Origin of the sequence: Hymenobacter jeongseonensis, from assembly GCF_015694725.1 — a bacterium.
Lineage (GTDB): Bacteria > Bacteroidota > Bacteroidia > Cytophagales > Hymenobacteraceae > Hymenobacter > Hymenobacter jeongseonensis.
The window spans coordinates 542,436-560,607 of sequence record NZ_JADQDQ010000002.1 but is presented as its reverse complement, the minus strand read 5'-3'; the positions used below and the strand labels follow the sequence as shown (position 1 = coordinate 560,607).

Below are 18,172 nucleotides of genomic sequence, written 5' to 3'. Positions count from 1 at the left end.
CCCTAGCAGCTGCGAGGCATTTCTGGCAAAGCCATTCACTGCAAACGTTTGGGGTGAATTCTCGCCCTGTGACCAATGCCGTTGGTGAGGCGAAAGCAAACCGGCAAGTTAGCTGAAAAATTCGTTTTTTATTCCCCTATCAGCCAGCTACCTTTGTTTTTTGAATCCTCCCGGCTACCCTTCCGCGCCCTTCGTGAAAAACAATTTTTTGCTGCTGTTTCCGGCCCTGGCGGTGCTAGGTTTTGCCACGCAGTGCCAATCCAGTAAGCCAGCCGCCACTGCTTCGGTCGCGACTACCGCTCCTGCTGCCACGTCTGCCGCCCCGAAGGAATTCCGCTACGAAACCGTGCCCGGTGACCCGCTGCAGGTTCGTATTTATAAGCTAGACAACGGCCTGACCGTTTACTTGTCGGATTACAAGGATGCGCCGCGCATCCAGACCTACGTCGCTGTGCGGGCGGGTTCGAAAAATGACCCTGCCACCGCCACCGGCCTGGCGCACTACCTCGAACACATGGTGTTCAAGGGCACCTCGAAGCTGGGTACGCAGGACTGGGCCAAGGAAAAAGTAGAGCTCGACAAGATTGAGGCGCTCTATGAAGTATACCGTGGCCAACGCAACGACCCCGTCGCCCGCAAGCGCACCTACCACCAGATTGACTCGATTTCGGGCGTGGCCGCCAAGTACGCCGTGCCGAATGAGTACGACAAGGTGATGGGCGCCATCGGGGCCAAAGGCTCCAACGCGCACACCTCGAGCGAAGAGACGGTTTACCAGGAAGACATTCCTAGCAACCAGCTGGAGAAGTGGGCTGCCATCCAGGCTGAGCGCATGCAGGAGATGGTGCCGCGCCTGTTCCACACGGAGCTGGAAGCGGTATACGAGGAGAAAAACCGCGGACTTGACTCGGACTTCAATAAGGAGTTCGAAGCCCTGAACGCCGCGCTTTACCCCACGCACCCCTACGGTACGCAGACGACCATCGGCACGATTGAGCACCTGCAAAACCCGTCTATTACCGAGATTAAAAAGTATTTCGGTCAGTACTACGTGCCCGGCAACGTGGCCCTGTGCCTGAGCGGCGACCTGGATTACGACGCCACCATTCGGCTTATCGACAAGTATTTCAGCGCGCTGCCGGCTAAGTCGGCGCCCGCTTTCAACGTGCCCGTGGAAAAGCCGCTGACGGCGCCCATAACTCGTGAGATAGTAGGTCCGCAATCCGAGAACGTAATGCTGGGCTTCCGTTTGCCCGGCAAGTCGACCCGCGACGGCGTACGGCTGCGCATGCTGGACAGAATCCTGACCAACGGCCAGGCCGGTCTGATTGACCTTGACCTGAACCAGCAGCAGAAGGTGCTACAGGCGGCCTCGTTCACGGACATGAACTCGGACTATTCCACGCACATCATCTACGGCACGCCGCGCCAGGGACAGAAGCTGGAAGAAGTAAAGGGCTTATTGCTGGCCGAGTTAGCCAAAGTGAAAGCCGGCAACTTCCCCGATTGGCTGATTCCGGCCATTATCAACAACGACAAGCTGGAGCGCACCAAAGGCTACGAGAGCAATGAGGCCCGCGCCAGCGCCATGTACGAGGCCTTTATTCAGCGCGCTGAGTGGAAGGATTACCTGAAGCAAAAGGACGATTTCGCCTCCATCACGAAGGAGGAAATCGTGAAGTTCGCCAACGACAACTACGGCGAGAATTACGTGAACGTGTTCAAGCGCACCGGCACCGACCCCAACAAGGTGAAGGTGGTGAAGCCCGCCATCACGCCCGTGCCCGCCAACCGCGACGTGGCTTCCAATTACTACAAGCAGCTCACGGCCATGCCTAGCTCGGAGCTGCAGCCGGTGTTTGTTGATTACAAGAAGGACATCCAGGAAACGGCCATCAAGCCGGGCCTGCCGCTGTACTACACCAAGAACAGCGAAAACGGCCTGTTCAACCTGTATTACATCCTGGACATTGGCACCAACAACGACCCGCGTTGGGGCCTAGCGGCTGATTACTTGCAGTACCTCGGGGCAGGCCAGTACTCGGCGGCGCAGCTGCAACAGGAGTTCTACAAGCTGGGCTGCTCGTTCAACGTGAGCAGCGGCGCCGACCGCATTTTCGTGACCCTGAATGGCCTCGACACCAACCTGGAGCCCGCTATGAAGCTGTTCGAACAGTTGATTAATGCGCCCAAGCCCGATGCCGCGGCGTTGAAAAACATGGTGGCCGGCACGCTAAAGCAGCGCCAGGATGCCAAGCTGGAAAAGGGTGTGATTCTGAACGCGGCCATGGTGAACTACGTGAAGTATGGTCCCAAAAACCCCTTCACAAACATTCTGAGTGAGAAAGAGCTGAAAGCCATAAAGCCCGAGAAACTCACCGCGCTGATTAAGAAGCTGCCGACGTACCAGCATCGGGTGCTGTACTATGGCCCACGTGCGCAGGATGCAACGGTGTCTGTACTGACCGCCAACCACCGCACGCCTGCCAAGCTAACGCCCGCGCCGGCTGCCAAAGACTTTGCCGAGCAGCCGCTGAAGGATAAAAAAGTGTACTGGGTGGACTACAATATGGTGCAGGCCGAAATCCTGTTCCTGACCAAGGGCGACTTGTACAGCAAGGAAATGGTGCCCACCGTAGCGCTCTACAACGAGTACTTCGGTGGCGGCATGGGCAGCATCGTGTTCCAGGATTTGCGCGAGAGCAAGGCCTTGGCTTATTCGGCTTCTTCGCGGTACTCAAACGCGGATAAAGTGGGCCGCTCCAACTACAACATGAGCTACATCGGCGCCCAGAGTGACAAGCTGCCCGAGGCCATGGCCGGCATGGAAGCCTTGCTCACCGACATGCCCGTGGCCGAAGCCAATCTGGAAATTGCCAAAAACGCTATCCGCAACAGCATCAGCACCGAACGCATTACCAAAGGCAACGTACTGCTGAGCTATGAGCGCGCCCGCCGCCTCGGCCTCGACTACGATTTGCGCCGCGATGTGTACGCCAGCACCCAGAAAATGACTTTTGATGAATTGAATAAGTTTCAAAACGCCAAGATTAAAGGCCAAAACCAGGTGATTCTGGTGATTGGCTCGAAGGACCGGCTGAATTTTAAAGAGCTGGCCAAGTACGGGACGGTGCAGCAGCTCACGCTGAAGGAGATTTTTGGGTACTAACTAACCCACTACTGTCATGCTGAGCGCAGCGAAGCACCTTATCCCGTCTGCGCTCAGTTGAATTCTACTACGAAAGCCTAGCGCAATAAGGTCCTTCGCTGCGCTTAGGATGACCCCCCGATTTAAATAATACACGACCCCACATGGCAGAGCAAAAAATCACCATTAAAAATGGCAAGCTGAACGTACCGGACAAACCCACTATTCCCTTCATCGAGGGCGACGGCACGGGTCCGGACATTTGGGCTGCTTCCAAGCTTGTATTTGATGCGGCCGTGGAGAAGGCCTATGGGGGCAAAAAGCAGTTGATGTGGAAGGAAGTGCTGGCCGGTGAGAAAGCCTACAAGCAGACCAACAACTGGCTGCCCAACGAAACCCTCGACGCGTTCCGCGAATACCTGGTGGGCATCAAAGGCCCCCTGACCACGCCCGTGGGCGGCGGCATTCGTTCGCTGAACGTGGCCCTGCGCCAGGAGCTGGACCTCTACGCCTGCGTCCGCCCCGTGCGCTACTACGACGGCGTGCCTTCGCCAGTGCGCCACCCGGAGCTGACCGACATGGTCATCTTCCGCGAGAACACCGAGGACATCTACGCCGGCATCGAGTACATGAACGGCACGCCCCAGGCCCAGAAAATGCTGGAATTCTTGCAGGATGAGATGGGCGTGAAGAAAATTCGTTTCCCCGAGTCGTCCTCCTTCGGCATCAAGCCGGTGAGCAAGGAAGGCACCGAACGCCTCGTGCGCGCGGCCATCAACTACGCGCTGCTGCACAAGAAGCCGTCGGTGACCATCGTGCACAAGGGCAATATCATGAAGTTCACCGAGGGTGCCTTCAAGACCTGGGGCTACGAGCTGGCTGAGAAGGAATTCGGCAGCAAGGTATTTACCTGGGCGCAATACGATAAAATCGTGGCCAAGCAAGGCGTGGCCGTTGCCGACGCTCTGCAGAAGCAGGCGCAAGAGCAGGGCAAGCTCATCATCAAGGACAGCATCGCCGATGCTTTCCTGCAGCAGATTCTGTTGCGCCCCGCCGAGTACTCGGTAGTGGCCACCCTGAATCTGAACGGCGACTACATCTCCGACGCCCTGGCGGCCATCGTGGGCGGTATCGGCATCGCGCCGGGCGCCAACATCAACTACGTAACCGGCCACGCCATCTTCGAAGCTACCCACGGCACCGCACCCAAGTACGCCAACCAGGACAAGGTGAACCCCGGTTCGGTAATCCTGTCCGGCGTGATGATGCTCGAGCACCTGGGCTGGAAAGAAGCCGCCGCCCTCATTAACAAAGGCCTCGAAGCCGCCATCGCCAGCAAGCGCGTGACCTATGACTTCGAACGCCAGATGGAAGGCGCCACGCTGCTCAAAACCAGCGAATTCGCCCAGGAAATTGTGAACAATATGTAGTAGCTTGGCTGCTGCCTAAGCAACAATAGAAACCCCCCGCGTCGGGTTTGGCTGGCGCGGGGGTTTTGGTTTCTAACTGTTACTTTAAGGGCTATGCGTGCTTGCAAATTATAAGCGCAGTTCTAATAGTTAATTACTTAGAATATAATGCCCTCAAATTTTACTATTTAGCGTAAGCTCACTTCCTTAATTAACTTATACTCACATGAAATTCATTGTTTGGGTGGGCCTTCTAATGGGTGTGAGTAGTGCTTATGCGCAAGTATCCGTCTTGGTGAATCCTGACGGAACCCATTCTGTCGTTCATGAAAGCGGTTCTACCGCTGTCATAGTGAATCCTGATGGGACGCATTCAGTAGCAACAAAGAGCGGTAACACAGCAATTATAACAGACACAAAGGGCGGGGTCACGGTAATACCGGATTTGAGTACTAACCCAACAGTAATCGTTAATGCGAATGGTACTCACAGTGTGCTACATCGCAGTAGTAATGCCGACGTATTGGTTAATTCAAACGGTGCACATTACGTAATAACGCACACAGCGGGAGATACCATTCGTAGCCCTCTGCTGCATTGGCTTTTCAGAAAACCAAAGAAATAGCAGTTACTATCCGCCCTTTTTCAAATCCCGGAACACATTATTCAATCCCTCGGCCCAAGTCGGGTGAGCAAAAATCATATCCTGTAGCTGCTGATACTTGAGCCGCCCGGCCATGGTTACTTCGATGACGGCCATGATTTCGCCGGCTTCGGGGCCGAGCAGGGTAGCACCGAGCAGTCGGTCGTCTTTGCCGACAAGTACCTTCCAGAAGCCGCGCGCCTCGCTGGTGTGCTGGGCCCGGCCAATGGTGCGCACGGGCATGGTGGCCACGCGGTAGGGGATTTTCTGTTCCTGGGCCTGACCTTCATCGAGGCCGATGCGGGCCATGGGCGGGTCGGTGAACACCACGTAGGGGAGGGGGCGCTGGCGGGCCGAGCGTTTGTGGCCGTGCAATAAGGCGTCGCGCACCACGCGGTAGTCGTCGTAGGCCAGGTGCGTGAACTGCGGTCCGGGGTGAATGTCGCCCAGCGCGTACACGCCCTTCACGTTCGTTTGCAGGTTGTTATTGACCAGGATGTAGCCTTTGTCGTCGGTTTTGATGCCGGCGAAGCCGAGGCCCAGTTTGTCGGAATTGGGGCGGCGGCCGGTGGCCACCAGCAGGTGGGAGCCGCGCAGGCGCCGTTCGCCCGTGCTGGTAGTTACCGAAAGCGTGATGGTACCGCTGGGGCTGCGGCTCACGCCATGAGCCCGGGCGCCCATCACAAACTCTACGCCTTCATCGCCCAAGGCCTCTTGCAGGCCACGACACACGTCGTCGTCCTCCCGCTCCAGCAATTGCGGCCCCGATTCGACGATGGTGACCCGGCTGCCGAAACGCCGAAACATCTGGCCAAACTCCAAGCCGATGTAGCCGCCGCCCAGGATGAGCAAGTGCTCGGGCAGTTCTTTCAAGTCGAGCAGGTTGGTGGTGGTGAGGTAGCCGACATCAACGAGGCCGTCCACGTCAGGCTGGGCGGCGCGGGTGCCGGTATTGATGAAGATGAGCGGGGCCGTAAGGTCCTGGGTGTGGCCGGTGGCCAGCGCCACGTGCAGGGCATGCGGGCCAGTGAAGGCGGCATGGCCTTCGAATAGGGTAATGTTGGGCTGCTTCTTGGTGAGGTTGGCCCGGACGCCGTCGCGCATGGTAGCAACCACCCGGTCTTTGCGGGCCACGGCGGCGGCCAGGTCTACTTGTAGGGTAGCAGCGTTGGCCGTTTCGGGAGCCGCTACCTGGGCCGCAGTGCGCATGTGGTGCAGGCGGTCGGCGGTGGCGAGCAGGGTTTTAGTAGGCGAGCAGCCGTAGTTGATGCAGGAGCCGCCCAGCCGGTTTTCTTCGATGAGCGCCACCTTGCGGCCAGCGCCGGCCAGTGCAGTGGCAAGCGGGTTGCCGGCCTGGCCAGAACCGATGATGATGGCGTCGAAAGCAGTTGTGGGCATAAGCAGGGGAAGTAGGTCGTTGAGGTTGCCGTGCATACGGAACGGTTTGCCAATGTAACGAAGCATATCCCGGAAACATGATGGAAATAGGAGCAGCGGAGGACAAATGGCCCTTTCGACCGACTTGAATTTCCATTGCCCCACGCCAAATTCTTGGTTGCGTTCCAGCCACTAGCCAACCGTCGCCGCCTGTTGTGGTTGCCGGCGGCCAGCGGGCGAGCTTCGCCGGAAATAAGCTGGAAAGTCCAGCGAAAAGACGAAATTGCCGTACCAGGCGTTGTTTTGCCTTCTTCCTGCTTTCCCTTCCTCATGAAGCACCTGTTGCGCCTTGCCTATATTCCAGTCTTAACCGGCCTTTCCAGTTGCGCCTCGTTGTATTTCCCGCCGCCGCCCCACGCGCCGCTGCTCACGCACCAAGGAGAAGCCTACGGGTCGGTGAGCACTAATCTTCAGAATAATTTTGCCCTTCAAGGCGCTTATGCCATCACCAACCACTTGGGCGTAGCGGGCACGTTTTCATCGCTGCACCGCAGCAAGTCGCGCAAGACCGAAAACCTGGATTTTGGCGAGCTTAGTGTCGGCTATTTTACCCGCTTATCCGACAAGCGCGTGCTGGAAGTGTACGTGGGGGCCGGCGGTGGCGCCACCGAGCGCATCGAGCGCAATGCCGAAAAGATAACCACCCGCACGCTCGACGGCAGCCTCTCCAAGGTCTTCGCGCAGGTAAACTACGCCCGCAAGAAGCGCGACAACCTCCGCTTGTTCAGCCACGATTTTCCGCTCACCTATGGCGCGGCCTTGCGCATGAGCTACATGCAGCTCAACAATTTCCGCATCAACGGCGAAGTCGCACCCGGCGAAAACAACCTCTTCTTCGAGCCCATCACCTTTACCCGCACCCAAATTGCCGGGCCCGTGCAGCTACAGTTCCTAAGCGGCCAGATTTTTGGCTTTCGCAATAATAAATACCTGAAGGCCGCTAATTCGGTGTTTCAAGTCGGTATCATCGTGAACATCGGCGAAGGTTTTCTGACTCAGTAGGAGAACCTAGAAGCACAAAAAAGACCCAGCCAACTCAGCTGGGTCTTTTTTTGTGCTTAGGGCTTGCTTTCGAAAAAGTTCTTGAGCGGGCGCTTAAACAGCCCATTCGTAGTGCCCAGATACACGGTGTCGCCGAGTTGCGCGAGGTCAGAAAAATCAGCGTACCCGAGGCCATCGGTCTTCAACTCGCGTAGCTGCATCGTGGTGGCGTTCCGCCACCGCACGGTATAAATGCTGTTATTGATGACGCCATGTGTGATGCCCACCAAGCTGTCACCCACCGGGTAAAAAGTTGATAGGTTAAGCCCGGAATTAAAGCCATCCATGCGCTGCCAGCTGGCGCAGTCATTGGCCGAAGTCCAGACAGTGCCGCTGCCTTGCATGGCATAAACGACGCCTTTCCATTTGAAAATGGCCGTGGGGCCTACCGGGCCGGTGGCTTGGGCAAACGTGCCGTTTACCTGCTGGAACGAGCCATTTTGGTCGATTTTGAACAAGCCATAGTTCTCGCACCACACCAGGAGATAGTCGTCGATGGCCCAGAAGGCTTTTGAGCTGAGCTGACTCTGGCCTTGGGTGGGTATGCGAATGAGCCGCGAGCTTATCTGCGTAGTGCCAGCAACGGGTGACGCCGTGCTGGCCGTATTAACGAGCTTGCTCAAAACCAAGTGGAAGGCAAATTCGGGGAGGTTGGTGGTGCGGTAGCCGCACAGCAGGTAGTCGTTGCGGTTGATGGCCCCAAAAGGAAACCGCGAACCAATCAAGGAATTCTCAAAACGCGTGGCAGTGGGGTCGAGTTTGCGCAGGCGTAGCCGCGTGCCCCGGTCAAGAAACTTTGTTGGGTAAATGGTTAATACCGTGTCAGAAACGACGTCGCTGTAGCCATTCGGATTGGCGTAAAAGTTCGCGTTCATTGGAACGGCGTTGCGCACGTCCCAAGGCAGCGGGTCGAATGTCCAGGTACGGGACAAGGACCTGAAGCCGAAGCCCGTGTAATAGCCATTGGCAGCCTTCTCTGCAGAACCAGGAATGGGCGAGAGTACCTCAAACCTGCCAATTTGCTGCAGGTTGAGCGTGTTCGTCCCCGTCGTCACCCGCACAACGTTGCGCTGGTAGTTAATGAGGTGCTTTACCTCGGCCCAACTGTACTGCTTATCTACTTCCTGCACCACCAGCTTTTCCACTTCTTTGCGGCAGGCCGAGCCGGCGAGCAATACGCCCATGAGGAGGTAATAACCAAGTTTGCGCATAGGGAATTGGGTAGAAAAGGTGAGCGGGCGAGTAAAAATAATAGGCAATAAAAAAACGCTCCGGTAAAATACCGAAGCGTTTTCCACAATATCAATATGGGATAATACTACTTGCCGCCCAACACGCGCAGCATGGTGTCGCCAATCTCGGCGGGCGAATCCACCACGTGGATGCCGCACTCGCGCATGATGGCCATTTTAGCAGCAGCCGTGTCGTCGGCACCGCCTACGATGGCACCGGCGTGGCCCATGCGGCGGCCGGGAGGCGCCGTCTGGCCGGCGATGAAGCCTACCACGGGCTTTTTGTTGCCGGTTTCTTTAATCCAACGGGCGGCTTCGGCTTCCATGCCGCCGCCGATTTCGCCAATCATCACGATGCCTTCCGTCTCGGGGTCGTTCATCAGCAATTCCACCGCCTGCTTGGTGGTGGTGCCGATGATGGGGTCGCCGCCGATGCCGATGGCCGTGGTTTGGCCCAGGCCGGCTTTGGTGAGTTGGTCAACGGCTTCGTAGGTCAGGGTACCCGACTTGGAAACGATGCCGATTTTGCCTTTGGTGAAGATAAAGCCGGGCATGATGCCCACTTTGCACTCGCCGGCGGTCATCACGCCGGGGCAGTTTGGCCCAATCATGGTCACTTCCGGACGGTCTTTCAGGTAGTGCTTCACGGCAATCATGTCCTTGGTCGGAATGCCTTCGGTGATGGTGATAATCACCTTGATGCCAGCATCGGCCGCTTCCATGATGGCGTCGGCGGCGAAGGCCGGGGGCACAAAAATGATGCTGGTATCAGCGCCGGCTTTCTCCACGGCTTCGGCCACGGTGTTGAATACGGGACGGCCCAGGTGCTCGGAGCCGCCTTTGCCGGGCGTTACGCCGCCCACCACGTTGGTGCCGTATTCCATCATTTGCTGGGCGTGGAACGAACCTTCGGAGCCCGTAAAGCCCTGCACGATAACCTTGGAGTTTTTATTAACCAGAACGCTCATTCGGAGGTGTTTTTGGGAATATTAATGGATAGACGAGGGGAGCCCTGCCGGGCAACGGTGGTGCAAAAGTAGAGCTTTTTAAGGCTAGGGCAAGGTGGTGGCCAGGCAAACAGTTGAACCTCATGCCTGGCCTAATCAGAACGGTCTGGCTGAGCACCAACCAAGGTTGTCAACCTCAAGGGTAAGCAATAGCGCCGCCACGAAGCGGTAGTGCGGCTCCGGCTCTGCTTCAGCCGACGTGCTGGCTGGTGATTCCGTCCCGTTCAACCCCGCCTCCCCGCCATAATTCGTACCTTTGTCGCCAAATAATAGCTAGCCCCACCCAACTTTTTTCCATGTATTTCAACCACGTTATCGAGGCCGTTGGCCATACCCCACTCGTCAAGCTCAATAAAGTAACCGACGGCATCAAAGGCACCATTCTGGCCAAAGTGGAGTATTTCAACCCCGGCAATTCGGTGAAGGACCGCATGGCCATTCGCATGATTGAGGACGCCGAAAAAGCCGGCTTGCTCCAGCCCGGCGGCACCATCATCGAAGGCACCAGCGGCAACACCGGCATGGGCCTGGCCCTGGCCGCCATCGCCAAAGGCTACAAAACGGTGTTTGTGATGAGCGACAAGCAGAGCAAGGAAAAGCAGGACATTTTGCGGGCCGTGGGCGCCGAAGTGGTGGTGTGCCCCGTGGACGTGGCCCCCGAAGACCCGCGCAGCTACTACTCGGTAGCCCGCCGCCTGAGCCAGGAAACGCCCAATTCCTTTTATCCCAACCAGTACGACAACCTCTCAAACGCCGCCGCACACTACGACAGCACCGGCCCCGAGTTGTGGGAACAGACCGAAGGCAAAATCACGCATTTCGCTTGCGGCGTGGGCACCGGCGGCACCATCTGTGGCACGGCCAAGTACCTGAAGGAGCAAAACCCGGGCGTGGTTTCCATTGGCCTGGACACTTACGGCTCCGTATTCAAAAAATACAAGGAGACCGGGGTGTTCGATGAAAACGAAATTTACCCCTACAAAACCGAGGGCATTGGCGAAGACATTTTGCCCAAAAACGTTGATTTTGACCTGATTGACCTATTTATTAAAGTGACCGACCAGGATGCCGCCGTGATGACGCGCCGCTTGGCCAAAGAAGAAGGCCTGTTTGTGGGCTGGTCGTGCGGCTCGGCCGTTTTTGGGGCACTGGAATACGCCCGTGAGCACCTGAAAGAGGAGGACACCATGGTCATCGTATTGCCCGACCACGGCACCCGTTACCTCGGAAAAATCTACAACGACGAGTGGATGCGCGCCCAGGGCTGGCTGTAAGTGGCTTGACTATTGTGGGAATGCCTCGGGGCTGGTATCTTCGTGAAAGCTAGAAATCAAACGTTATACATGTCTGCGAATTTGAATCATATTGTACTGGTTGACGATAACGAAACCACCAGCTTTCTTAACAATCGGCTGTTGGGGCGTTTGGCGGTAGCCGAACAGGTCAGCACCTTTTCGCGCGCCGACGAAGCGTTTGAAAAGCTCTGGGGCGACTCCAACGGGGACGGGCAGGCGCCCGACCTCGTGTTTGTAGACCTAAAAATGCCCGGCATTTCCGGTTTCGAATTCCTGGAGCTGTACAACGCCCTGCCCCAGCCGGTGCAGGACAAAACAGTGATGGCCGTGCTCACCACCTCCATGCACGGCGCCGACACGGCCCGCGTGGCCAAATACCCCAACGTAGAATACCTCACCAAGCCGCTCACCGAAGAAAAGATGCGAAAGCTGCTCGAAAAGCGGTTTTAGTAAGCTTCAACCCTTTAAAATAAAAGGCCCCGACTCAATCCGAGTCGGGGCCTTTTATTTTGGTCTTAATCTTCTCGAAAAGTCCCTGAATACCGTCGTTCTTCTGCTTCAAGATGATATAGCGCACCGAAAAAGCCGTGGGAAAACGGGTCCAGTCAGCCGAATTAAACTCAACCGTGGGCTTAAAATCAACCGAAAGCACGACGCGGGCAAAAGGGATTTTATATTCGGCCCCCACAATGCCGTCGAAGCCCCAGAAGTTGCCATCGTCTTTGTGCGTGCCCACGTGCGCCCCGGCCCCGAAATAGTAGTTCAGGCTGGGGCCGAGGATGCCGAAGTGGCGCTCGGCCAGTACCGTGGCGCTGCGCTCGCGGGCCGAAAGCAGCGCCAGGCCCTCCAGCGTGGTGCTGGGCAATACCAGCTGCTGAACGGTGAGGCCGTAGCTGCCCCCGCCGCCCCGAACGCCCGCCGCCGTGCGGTATTTCTGCGCCAGGGCCGGCTGCGCGAGGCCCGCGCCCAGCCCGGCCGCCAATAGAATCGACGAGGGTTTCAGCCGAAAGGAAACAGAACGCAACAACTGGAAGGGAAATAACAAAAACATAATAACTAGTCGGGGCAAAGTCAGGCCGTGGGCAATGCTGCCCTTTACGGCGGTGCTTCCTACTACGTCATTGCCGCACCGAAAATTGCCTGGAACGGCACAAATCCGCGGAATCTGCTTATTTTACGGCCTCTACAAAGGCAAACTGCTGCCCGTCGAACAGGCCTTTGTCGCTTAGCTTCAGGCTGGGAATCACGAGCAGTGCCATAAAGGAGAGCATCATGAACGGCGCGCCTAGCGGCGAGCCCAACTGCTTGGCTAAGTCATCGACGGCGGCGTAGGCCCTGGCCACGGCGGGGCCTTCCTGGTCCGACATGAGGCCAGCCACGGGCAGCGGCACCAGAATTTCCTGGCCATCGGCGCCTACAGCGGCCAAGCCGCCTTTGGCCGCAATAACGAGGTTGACGGCTCGCGCCAGGCTGGCATCGTCGCAGCCCACGGCGGTGATGTTGTGCGAATCGTGGCCGACGCTGCTGGCCAGCGCCCCGTGCTTCAACCCAAAACCCCGGATGAACGCCAGGGCGGGCGCCACCTGCGGTTGGTAGCGGTTGATAACGGCCAGTTTGAGCACGTCGCCCCGCAGGTCCGGCACCACTAGGCCGTGGTCTACGTGCGCGGGCAGGTCTACCCGTGCCGTAATGAGCTGGCCATCGAAGCACTCGATGACGCGCAGCATTGGCTTCTCGGTTCGGGGCGCAGGGAGTTGAAAGTCCTCGGGCTTCACCGGCAAGGCGTGGAAGTTATTGACCGCCGCAATTGGCGCGGCCGGCAGAAGCGACTGCCCGTTTTCGGCCACCAGCACGCCGTTTAGGTAGGTCTGGAACACATTGAAATCCTGCAGATTGTCGACGGTGATAAAGTCGGCTGGGTCGCCAGCTTCCAGCAGGCCCACGGGCAGGTTGTAGTGCTTCACCGGGTTGATGCAGGCCACGCGCAGCACGTGAAAAACGTCATTGCCCAAGGCTACGGCGCGCTGCACTAGCTGGTTGATGTGGCCGAGCACCAGCGTGTCGGGGTGCTTGTCGTCGGAGCAGAACATCAGGTTGGCGTAGTGCTCGGGCAGCAGCTCGATGAGGGCGTCGAAGTTGCGGGCCGCCGACCCTTCGCGGATGAGGATTTTCATGCCCACGGCCAGCTTGTCGCGGGCTTCGGCCGCCATAAAGCATTCGTGGTCGGTGCTGATGCCTGCGCTGGCGTAATGGGCCGCGTCGTGGGCGCGCAGGCCGGGGGCGTGCCCGTCTATGGGGCGGCCGGCGGCTTGGGCAATGGCAATTTTGGCCATCACGTCGGCGTCGCGGTGCAGCACGCCGGGCCAGTTCATCATCTCGGCCAGGTAGCCGATTTTGGGGTTTTCGAACAGCTTCGCAATGTCAGCAGCCGTGATTTCGGCCCCGGCGGTTTCAAACGGGGTAGCAGGCACGCAGCTGGGCGCCCCAAAACAGAACTTGAAAGGGGAGTGGCTGGCATTTTCCAGCATGAATTCGACGCCGGCCACGCCCAGCACATTCCCGATTTCGTGGGGGTCCGATACGGTGGCTACGGTGCCGTGCGGCACGGCCATGCGGGCAAATTCGGTGGGCACCAGCAAAGAGCTTTCTACGTGCACGTGGGCATCCACAAAGCCCGGCAGGGCGTAGGGCAGGGCGGCATCGGGCGCGGAGGCGCCGGTGGGCGTGATGCTGGCAATGCGCCCGCCCGCTACCGTGATGGTGGCGGGCTGAATGGAACGGGCAAAGACGTCGACGACGTTGGCGGTGAGGGAAAAATCAGCGGAAATCATGCGGAAAGCGGAAAATCGTGGGGCAAAGCCGAGCGGTTCAGCCGGCAAAGAACCTTAACTTTGAGTAAATTACCTGCCATGAGGAAATCCCCGTTGTTTCTGCTTGTACTCGTGCTGCTGCTGAGCTTCGGTGCCAGCACCCTGAGCAGCTGCGCCCGCCGCACCACCCAACAAAAAAAAACCAGCTGGTACAAAAAGCACGGCCGCGGCAAAGCCGAGCCCTGCCCCTGCGACCGATAGCGCTGCAAAGGGGCAGGGTGCTGCGCCTCAAACGGTGGAGTAGGCCTTGCCCGTGGGTAGTTTGGCAGCAAACGGCCAACTCTGCACCCTCAACGTGAAATTCCAAGCAAGTTTACTCAACGCGTATGCGGAGGTGGCAGCTGCAACCGCAACCGCAACCCCCGCCGATAATTGCCCTGACTACTATGGCCGAAGCAACGCCCACTCCCCTCGATTCCATCCAAGCGGCTGCCGAGCAGGTGCGTGCGCAGTTAAACTTGAAAGCCTTTGACGCGGAAGGAGTGGCGCACCTGGCCAACTTCATTCGGGCCCAGCGCGGGCAGCTGAGCCCGGCCGACCGGCCCGGCGTGGTGATGGCGTTGGGGTGCTTCCTGGGGCATTGCCTGGTGCAAGTGTACCGGGGCGAATGGGGCACCGGCCGCGACGGCACCACCGGGGTTGGGCTGGGCGGAAGATTTTTTTTTAATCCCTTTTATTTAGTCGATGCGCAACTGAATGAGGGAGAAAGCGCGTCGGTAGCGGCTTTTTTTGCCTCGGTACCTGGCCGCTTGAAGACCCCACCCGCCGCTCGTAAGGCATGGATTTCGTAATCTTGCGGGGCCAATGGCCGCCCGCGTCGTTATGAAACAACTCGTTATCGCCATTGATGGTTACTCCTCGTGCGGGAAAAGCACGACTGCGAAGGCCGTAGCCGCCGCCCTGCACTACGCCTACGTAGACACCGGTGCCATGTATCGCGCCGTGACGCTGTATCTGCTGGAGCACCACATTCCATTTGATGATTTGGCCCGGGTGGAGCAGGCGCTTCACACCCTACAAATCAGCTTTCGCCGTAACCGCCGCACGGGCCGCAACGAGGTGTTCCTCGACGGCGTGAACCGCGAGGACGATATCCGCCAAATGGTGATTTCCAACTCGGTGAGCGAAGTGTCGGTCATTCCGATGGTGCGGCACGCCATGGTGGCCCAGCAGCAGCGCATGGGCCGCAAGCGCGGCGTGGTGATGGACGGCCGCGACATCGGCACTACCGTGTTTCCCGACGCCGAAGTGAAAGTCTTTATGACGGCCGAGGTGGTGGTGCGCGCCCAGCGCCGCCAGGAAGAGCTGGCCCTGAATGGCGAGCAAGTGGCCCTCGACGACATCATCGAGAACCTGCGCAAGCGCGACCACCTCGACTCGACCCGCACCGAAAGCCCCCTGCGCCGCGCCGCCGACGCCGTGCTACTCGATACCACGCACCTAGTGATTGAGGAGCAGGTGGATTTTGTGCTGGAGCGGGTGTCGGCCGCACTATTTGCGCCCGAAGTCCATAAGAACTAGGAATTCAGGAATTGCTTCACTCTCGGGTGCGCCAGCAACTTGGCTAGAAGCAGGAGAATGCCGCATAATTTAATCAGGGAGGCAACCAGTGAAATTTCACGGCCCCCAACCCAGTGCTCAATAATGAACAAGGTGCCGATGGCATCGCCGCAGAGCCCAAGGGCGTAAAGAATAAGCGCGTGTTTGGCTTTCATAACTGCTGGAATGAACGACAAATATGGACGCGCTGAATGAGAAGCTACTCCTTGTGGTAGAAAGCGAAGGAGGGAAGCGCCAAGAAGTTGGGCGGAATTTTGCTAAGCGTGCGGCGGCCTAGGCCGTACCTTTGCCCCGGCAAACTCCACGGTGCCGCGCGGTGTTAAACTTCCAGCATGAACGTCACGATAGATAAAAATTCCGGCTACTGCTTCGGCGTAGAATTCGCCATTCAGATGGCCGAAGACGAATTGGCGCAGGGCCAGCAGCTCTACTGCCTGGGCGATATCGTGCACAACCGCATGGAGGTGGAGCGCCTGCACCAGCAGGGCCTGCGCATCATCGACCGCGAGCAGCTAGCCGAGTTGCACGACACCAAAGTCCTCATCCGGGCGCACGGCGAGCCGCCAGAAACCTATCAGCTGGCCCTGCAAAACAACCTGGAGCTGATTGACGCCAGCTGCCCGGTGGTGCTCAAGCTGCAAAACCGGGTGAAGCACGCCTTTGACCTGAGCCAGCGCCAGGACGGCCAGATTGTGATTTACGGTCAGCCCGGCCACGCCGAAGTAGCCGGCCTCACGGGCCAGACCGGCAACCGCGCCATCATCGTGATGAACGAAGCCGACCTCGACCAGATTGACTTCGCCCGGCCCGTCACCCTCTTCAGCCAAACCACCAAAAGCACCGCCGGCTTCTACAAAATGAAGGCCTTGATGCAGGACCGCATCGCGGCCGCGGGCGGTGAGCTGGATAGCTTCGACGCCAACGACAGCATCTGCCGGCAGGTGAGCAACCGCGAGCCGGCCCTGGCCAAGTTTGCCGTGGAGTACGACGTGGTGCTGTTCGTGAGCGGCCGCAAAAGCTCCAATGGCAAAGCCCTGTTTTCGGTGGTAAACGCCGTCAATCCGCGCAGCTACTTCATCGAAAACGAAACGGAGGTGAACGAAGAATGGCTGATTGGGGCGCAAACCGTGGGCATTTGCGGGGCCACCAGCACGCCGCTGTGGCTGATGCAGCAGGTAGCCGAGCGCATTGAGGGCGTGAGCGCGTTGGCGTAGCGCTGGTGGTCAAATTATTCGTTTGATTTGAGGATTTCCATGGGTGGTTTTTCACGAGTACGCGTCGCGTTTGTGCTGGCGCTTGTGTGCGCCAGCATGCAGCCAACGCTTGCCCAAGACGCTGGTAGAAGCGCAGGGCCAGGTGCCGAGGCCACGGATGAAAACCTGACATTCAACCAAACGTTCGGTTTTGGAGAGGCGGTGGTGCTGACTCCGGAAGGAAAGACCCATACGATTTACATCCCACTCAGCGGGCTGGGATTTGGCAATTTGCTGCCCTATTACAAGCGGGAGGAAGACATAACCAATTTTGGAGCCCAACCGCTTTTCATCAGCGTAGACAAGGTCCAGGCCATTACTTGTAAGACCACAGGGCTATACCTTGAGCACATGGTGCTCAAGGGCAAGCGCCAGCACGTGCTGGGTGCCCGCGTGGAAGAAGGCCCGGTCGAGTTATTCAATTATACACAAACCAAGCACATCCCGGCCGGGTCTTCCCCCATCCAGACCACCTACATTGTGTATCCGAAGCGGCACTGGTACCTGCGGCGGCAAGGGGAGCTAGTTGAAGTATCCCGAGGCGGGTTCGTGGAGCAGCTGTCGGCCTTCTTTCAAGACGACCCAGTGGTGGTGGCGGCCTTAGCAGCCAAGACTTTGGGTTACCGCGACATGCGCGCCTTGGTGCGGATGTACAATGAGCACCAAACGCCGGCGCCTTCGGGGCTGATTCCCCCTAAATAGCCGCGCGGTTAGGCCGCGCCCACTTCCTGCTCGTACAGCCGCCGGTTCTCCTCATCAAAGGCCACGAAGACTACGGTGCCAGGAAACTCGTGGCTGGCCAGCCACTGCTGCACCTCGCGCACAGCAATAGCAGCCGCTTCCTTTTTGGGGTAACCGTAAATGCCGGTGCTGATGCCGGGAAAGGCCACGCTGGCCAGCTGGTGCTCGGCGGCGAGGCGCAGGCTGTTGCGGTAGCAGCTGGCCAACAGCTCCGGCTCGCCCCGGTGGCCGCCGTTCCACACCGGGCCCACGGTATGAATGACGTGCGTAGCCGGCAAGCGGCCCCCGGTGGTGATAACGGCTTCGCCCGTTTTGCAGCCGCCCTGGCGGGCCCGGATGGCGCGGCATTCTTCCAGAATCTGCGGGCCTCCCGCACGGTGAATGGCCCCGTCGACCCCGCCGCCCCCGAGCAGGCTGGAATTGGCGGCGTTGACGATGGCAGCGGCCTGTTGCTTGGTGATGTCGCCTTGAACGATTTGAATGCGGGGAGTCGCGTTAGGTGAATTCATGACGGGGAAATTGAGGAATGTTTCTCG

At 58.4% G+C, this 18,172-nt stretch carries 16 protein-coding genes and 1 pseudogene; 10 read left to right on the top strand and 7 right to left on the bottom strand.

What is annotated here, in order from left to right; all coding sequences use genetic code 11:
• Positions 1-193: 193 nt before the first annotated feature.
• Complete coding sequence (locus I2I05_RS06025) at positions 194-3,169, top strand: M16 family metallopeptidase (RefSeq protein ID WP_317192323.1); 2,976 nt, start codon at positions 194-196, stop codon at positions 3,167-3,169.
• A gap of 143 nt (positions 3,170-3,312) precedes the next feature.
• The gene (gene icd, locus I2I05_RS06020) at positions 3,313-4,578 is read left to right on the top strand and encodes an NADP-dependent isocitrate dehydrogenase (RefSeq protein ID WP_196281316.1); all 1,266 of its coding nucleotides are present in this window, start codon (positions 3,313-3,315) and stop codon (positions 4,576-4,578) included.
• A gap of 610 nt (positions 4,579-5,188) precedes the next feature.
• Here the strand turns inward: icd and I2I05_RS06015 are convergent.
• Positions 5,189-6,598 (bottom strand): mercuric reductase, encoded by a 1,410-nt coding sequence (locus I2I05_RS06015; RefSeq protein WP_196281315.1) that lies wholly within the window; start codon positions 6,596-6,598, stop codon positions 5,189-5,191.
• Positions 6,599-6,907: 309 nt separating this feature from the next.
• Here I2I05_RS06015 and I2I05_RS06010 point away from each other — a divergent pair, with 309 nt between their 5' ends.
• Positions 6,908-7,639 carry a hypothetical protein gene (locus I2I05_RS06010; protein ID WP_196281314.1) on the top strand — a complete coding sequence of 244 codons (732 nt, stop codon included), beginning with the start codon at positions 6,908-6,910 and terminating at the stop codon, positions 7,637-7,639.
• 56 nt (positions 7,640-7,695) lie between these two features.
• Here I2I05_RS06010 and I2I05_RS06005 read toward each other — a convergent pair whose 3' ends face one another.
• The gene (locus I2I05_RS06005) at positions 7,696-8,889 is read right to left on the bottom strand and encodes a hypothetical protein (RefSeq protein WP_196281313.1); all 1,194 of its coding nucleotides are present in this window, start codon (positions 8,887-8,889) and stop codon (positions 7,696-7,698) included.
• Positions 8,890-8,996: 107 nt separating this feature from the next.
• A complete protein-coding gene (sucD, locus tag I2I05_RS06000; protein ID WP_196281312.1) occupies positions 8,997-9,878 on the bottom strand; it encodes a succinate--CoA ligase subunit alpha in 882 nt (293 codons plus the stop codon).
• 335 nt (positions 9,879-10,213) lie between these two features.
• On the opposite strand from sucD, the pseudogene I2I05_RS05995 reads away from it, so the two are divergent.
• Positions 10,214-11,188, top strand: a pseudogene (locus I2I05_RS05995) (PLP-dependent cysteine synthase family protein); the annotation flags it as partial.
• A gap of 84 nt (positions 11,189-11,272) precedes the next feature.
• Entirely contained in the window at positions 11,273-11,662 is a 390-nt protein-coding gene (locus I2I05_RS05990) for a response regulator (RefSeq protein ID WP_196281310.1), read from the top strand.
• 34 nt (positions 11,663-11,696) lie between these two features.
• Here the strand turns inward: I2I05_RS05990 and I2I05_RS05985 are convergent, their stop codons facing one another.
• Positions 11,697-12,239 carry a hypothetical protein gene (locus I2I05_RS05985; protein WP_196281309.1) on the bottom strand — a complete coding sequence of 181 codons (543 nt, stop codon included), beginning with the start codon at positions 12,237-12,239 and terminating at the stop codon, positions 11,697-11,699.
• Positions 12,240-12,381: 142 nt separating this feature from the next.
• On the bottom strand, positions 12,382-14,043 hold the full coding sequence (ade, locus tag I2I05_RS05980) for an adenine deaminase (RefSeq protein ID WP_196281308.1): 1,662 nt from the start codon (positions 14,041-14,043) through the stop codon (positions 12,382-12,384).
• 78 nt (positions 14,044-14,121) lie between these two features.
• Here ade and I2I05_RS05975 point away from each other — a divergent pair, with 78 nt between their 5' ends.
• The 3 genes from I2I05_RS05975 (at position 14,122) to cmk (ending at position 15,603) form a co-directional block, all read left to right on the top strand.
• Positions 14,122-14,283, top strand: coding sequence for a hypothetical protein (locus tag I2I05_RS05975; protein WP_196281307.1), 162 nt, complete (start codon positions 14,122-14,124; stop codon positions 14,281-14,283).
• A gap of 185 nt (positions 14,284-14,468) precedes the next feature.
• A complete protein-coding gene (locus I2I05_RS05970) occupies positions 14,469-14,873 on the top strand; it encodes a hypothetical protein (protein WP_196281306.1) in 405 nt (134 codons plus the stop codon).
• Between the two features lie 31 nt (positions 14,874-14,904).
• The gene (gene cmk / locus I2I05_RS05965; RefSeq protein ID WP_196281305.1) at positions 14,905-15,603 is read left to right on the top strand and encodes a (d)CMP kinase; all 699 of its coding nucleotides are present in this window, start codon (positions 14,905-14,907) and stop codon (positions 15,601-15,603) included.
• Here cmk and I2I05_RS05960 read toward each other — a convergent pair.
• Positions 15,600-15,797, bottom strand: a complete 198-nt coding sequence (locus I2I05_RS05960) for a gliding motility protein GldL (protein WP_196281304.1) — start codon at positions 15,795-15,797, stop codon at positions 15,600-15,602. The two genes, cmk and I2I05_RS05960, sit on opposite strands and share 4 nt — an antisense overlap.
• Before the next feature lie 177 nt (positions 15,798-15,974).
• Here I2I05_RS05960 and I2I05_RS05955 point away from each other — a divergent pair, with 177 nt between their 5' ends.
• Together I2I05_RS05955 and I2I05_RS05950 are read left to right on the top strand one after the other, a co-directional pair.
• Positions 15,975-16,856: a 4-hydroxy-3-methylbut-2-enyl diphosphate reductase gene (locus tag I2I05_RS05955; RefSeq protein WP_196281303.1), complete on the top strand. Its 882-nt coding sequence runs from the start codon at positions 15,975-15,977 to the stop codon at positions 16,854-16,856.
• 96 nt (positions 16,857-16,952) lie between these two features.
• On the top strand, positions 16,953-17,597 hold the full coding sequence (locus I2I05_RS05950) for a hypothetical protein (protein ID WP_196281302.1): 645 nt from the start codon (positions 16,953-16,955) through the stop codon (positions 17,595-17,597).
• Positions 17,598-17,605: 8 nt separating this feature from the next.
• Here the strand turns inward: I2I05_RS05950 and I2I05_RS05945 are convergent, their stop codons facing one another.
• Complete coding sequence (locus I2I05_RS05945; RefSeq protein WP_196281301.1) at positions 17,606-18,145, bottom strand: O-acetyl-ADP-ribose deacetylase; 540 nt, start codon at positions 18,143-18,145, stop codon at positions 17,606-17,608.
• Positions 18,146-18,172 lie beyond the last annotated feature (27 nt).

Coding starts and splice junctions, on each gene's coding strand:
- icd (WP_196281316.1), top strand. CDS start 3,313: ATGGCAGAGCAAAAAATCACCATTAAAAATGGCAAGCTGAACGTACCG.
- I2I05_RS06015 (WP_196281315.1), bottom strand. CDS start 6,598: ATGCCCACAACTGCTTTCGACGCCATCATCATCGGTTCTGGCCAGGCC.
- I2I05_RS06010 (WP_196281314.1), top strand. CDS start 6,908: ATGAAGCACCTGTTGCGCCTTGCCTATATTCCAGTCTTAACCGGCCTT.
- I2I05_RS06005 (WP_196281313.1), bottom strand. CDS start 8,889: ATGCGCAAACTTGGTTATTACCTCCTCATGGGCGTATTGCTCGCCGGC.
- sucD (WP_196281312.1), bottom strand. CDS start 9,878: ATGAGCGTTCTGGTTAATAAAAACTCCAAGGTTATCGTGCAGGGCTTT.
- ade (WP_196281308.1), bottom strand. CDS start 14,043: ATGATTTCCGCTGATTTTTCCCTCACCGCCAACGTCGTCGACGTCTTT.
- I2I05_RS05975 (WP_196281307.1), top strand. CDS start 14,122: ATGAGGAAATCCCCGTTGTTTCTGCTTGTACTCGTGCTGCTGCTGAGC.
- I2I05_RS05970 (WP_196281306.1), top strand. CDS start 14,469: ATGGCCGAAGCAACGCCCACTCCCCTCGATTCCATCCAAGCGGCTGCC.
- cmk (WP_196281305.1), top strand. CDS start 14,905: ATGAAACAACTCGTTATCGCCATTGATGGTTACTCCTCGTGCGGGAAA.
- I2I05_RS05960 (WP_196281304.1), bottom strand. CDS start 15,797: ATGAAAGCCAAACACGCGCTTATTCTTTACGCCCTTGGGCTCTGCGGC.
- I2I05_RS05955 (WP_196281303.1), top strand. CDS start 15,975: ATGAACGTCACGATAGATAAAAATTCCGGCTACTGCTTCGGCGTAGAA.
- I2I05_RS05950 (WP_196281302.1), top strand. CDS start 16,953: ATGCAGCCAACGCTTGCCCAAGACGCTGGTAGAAGCGCAGGGCCAGGT.
- I2I05_RS05945 (WP_196281301.1), bottom strand. CDS start 18,145: ATGAATTCACCTAACGCGACTCCCCGCATTCAAATCGTTCAAGGCGAC.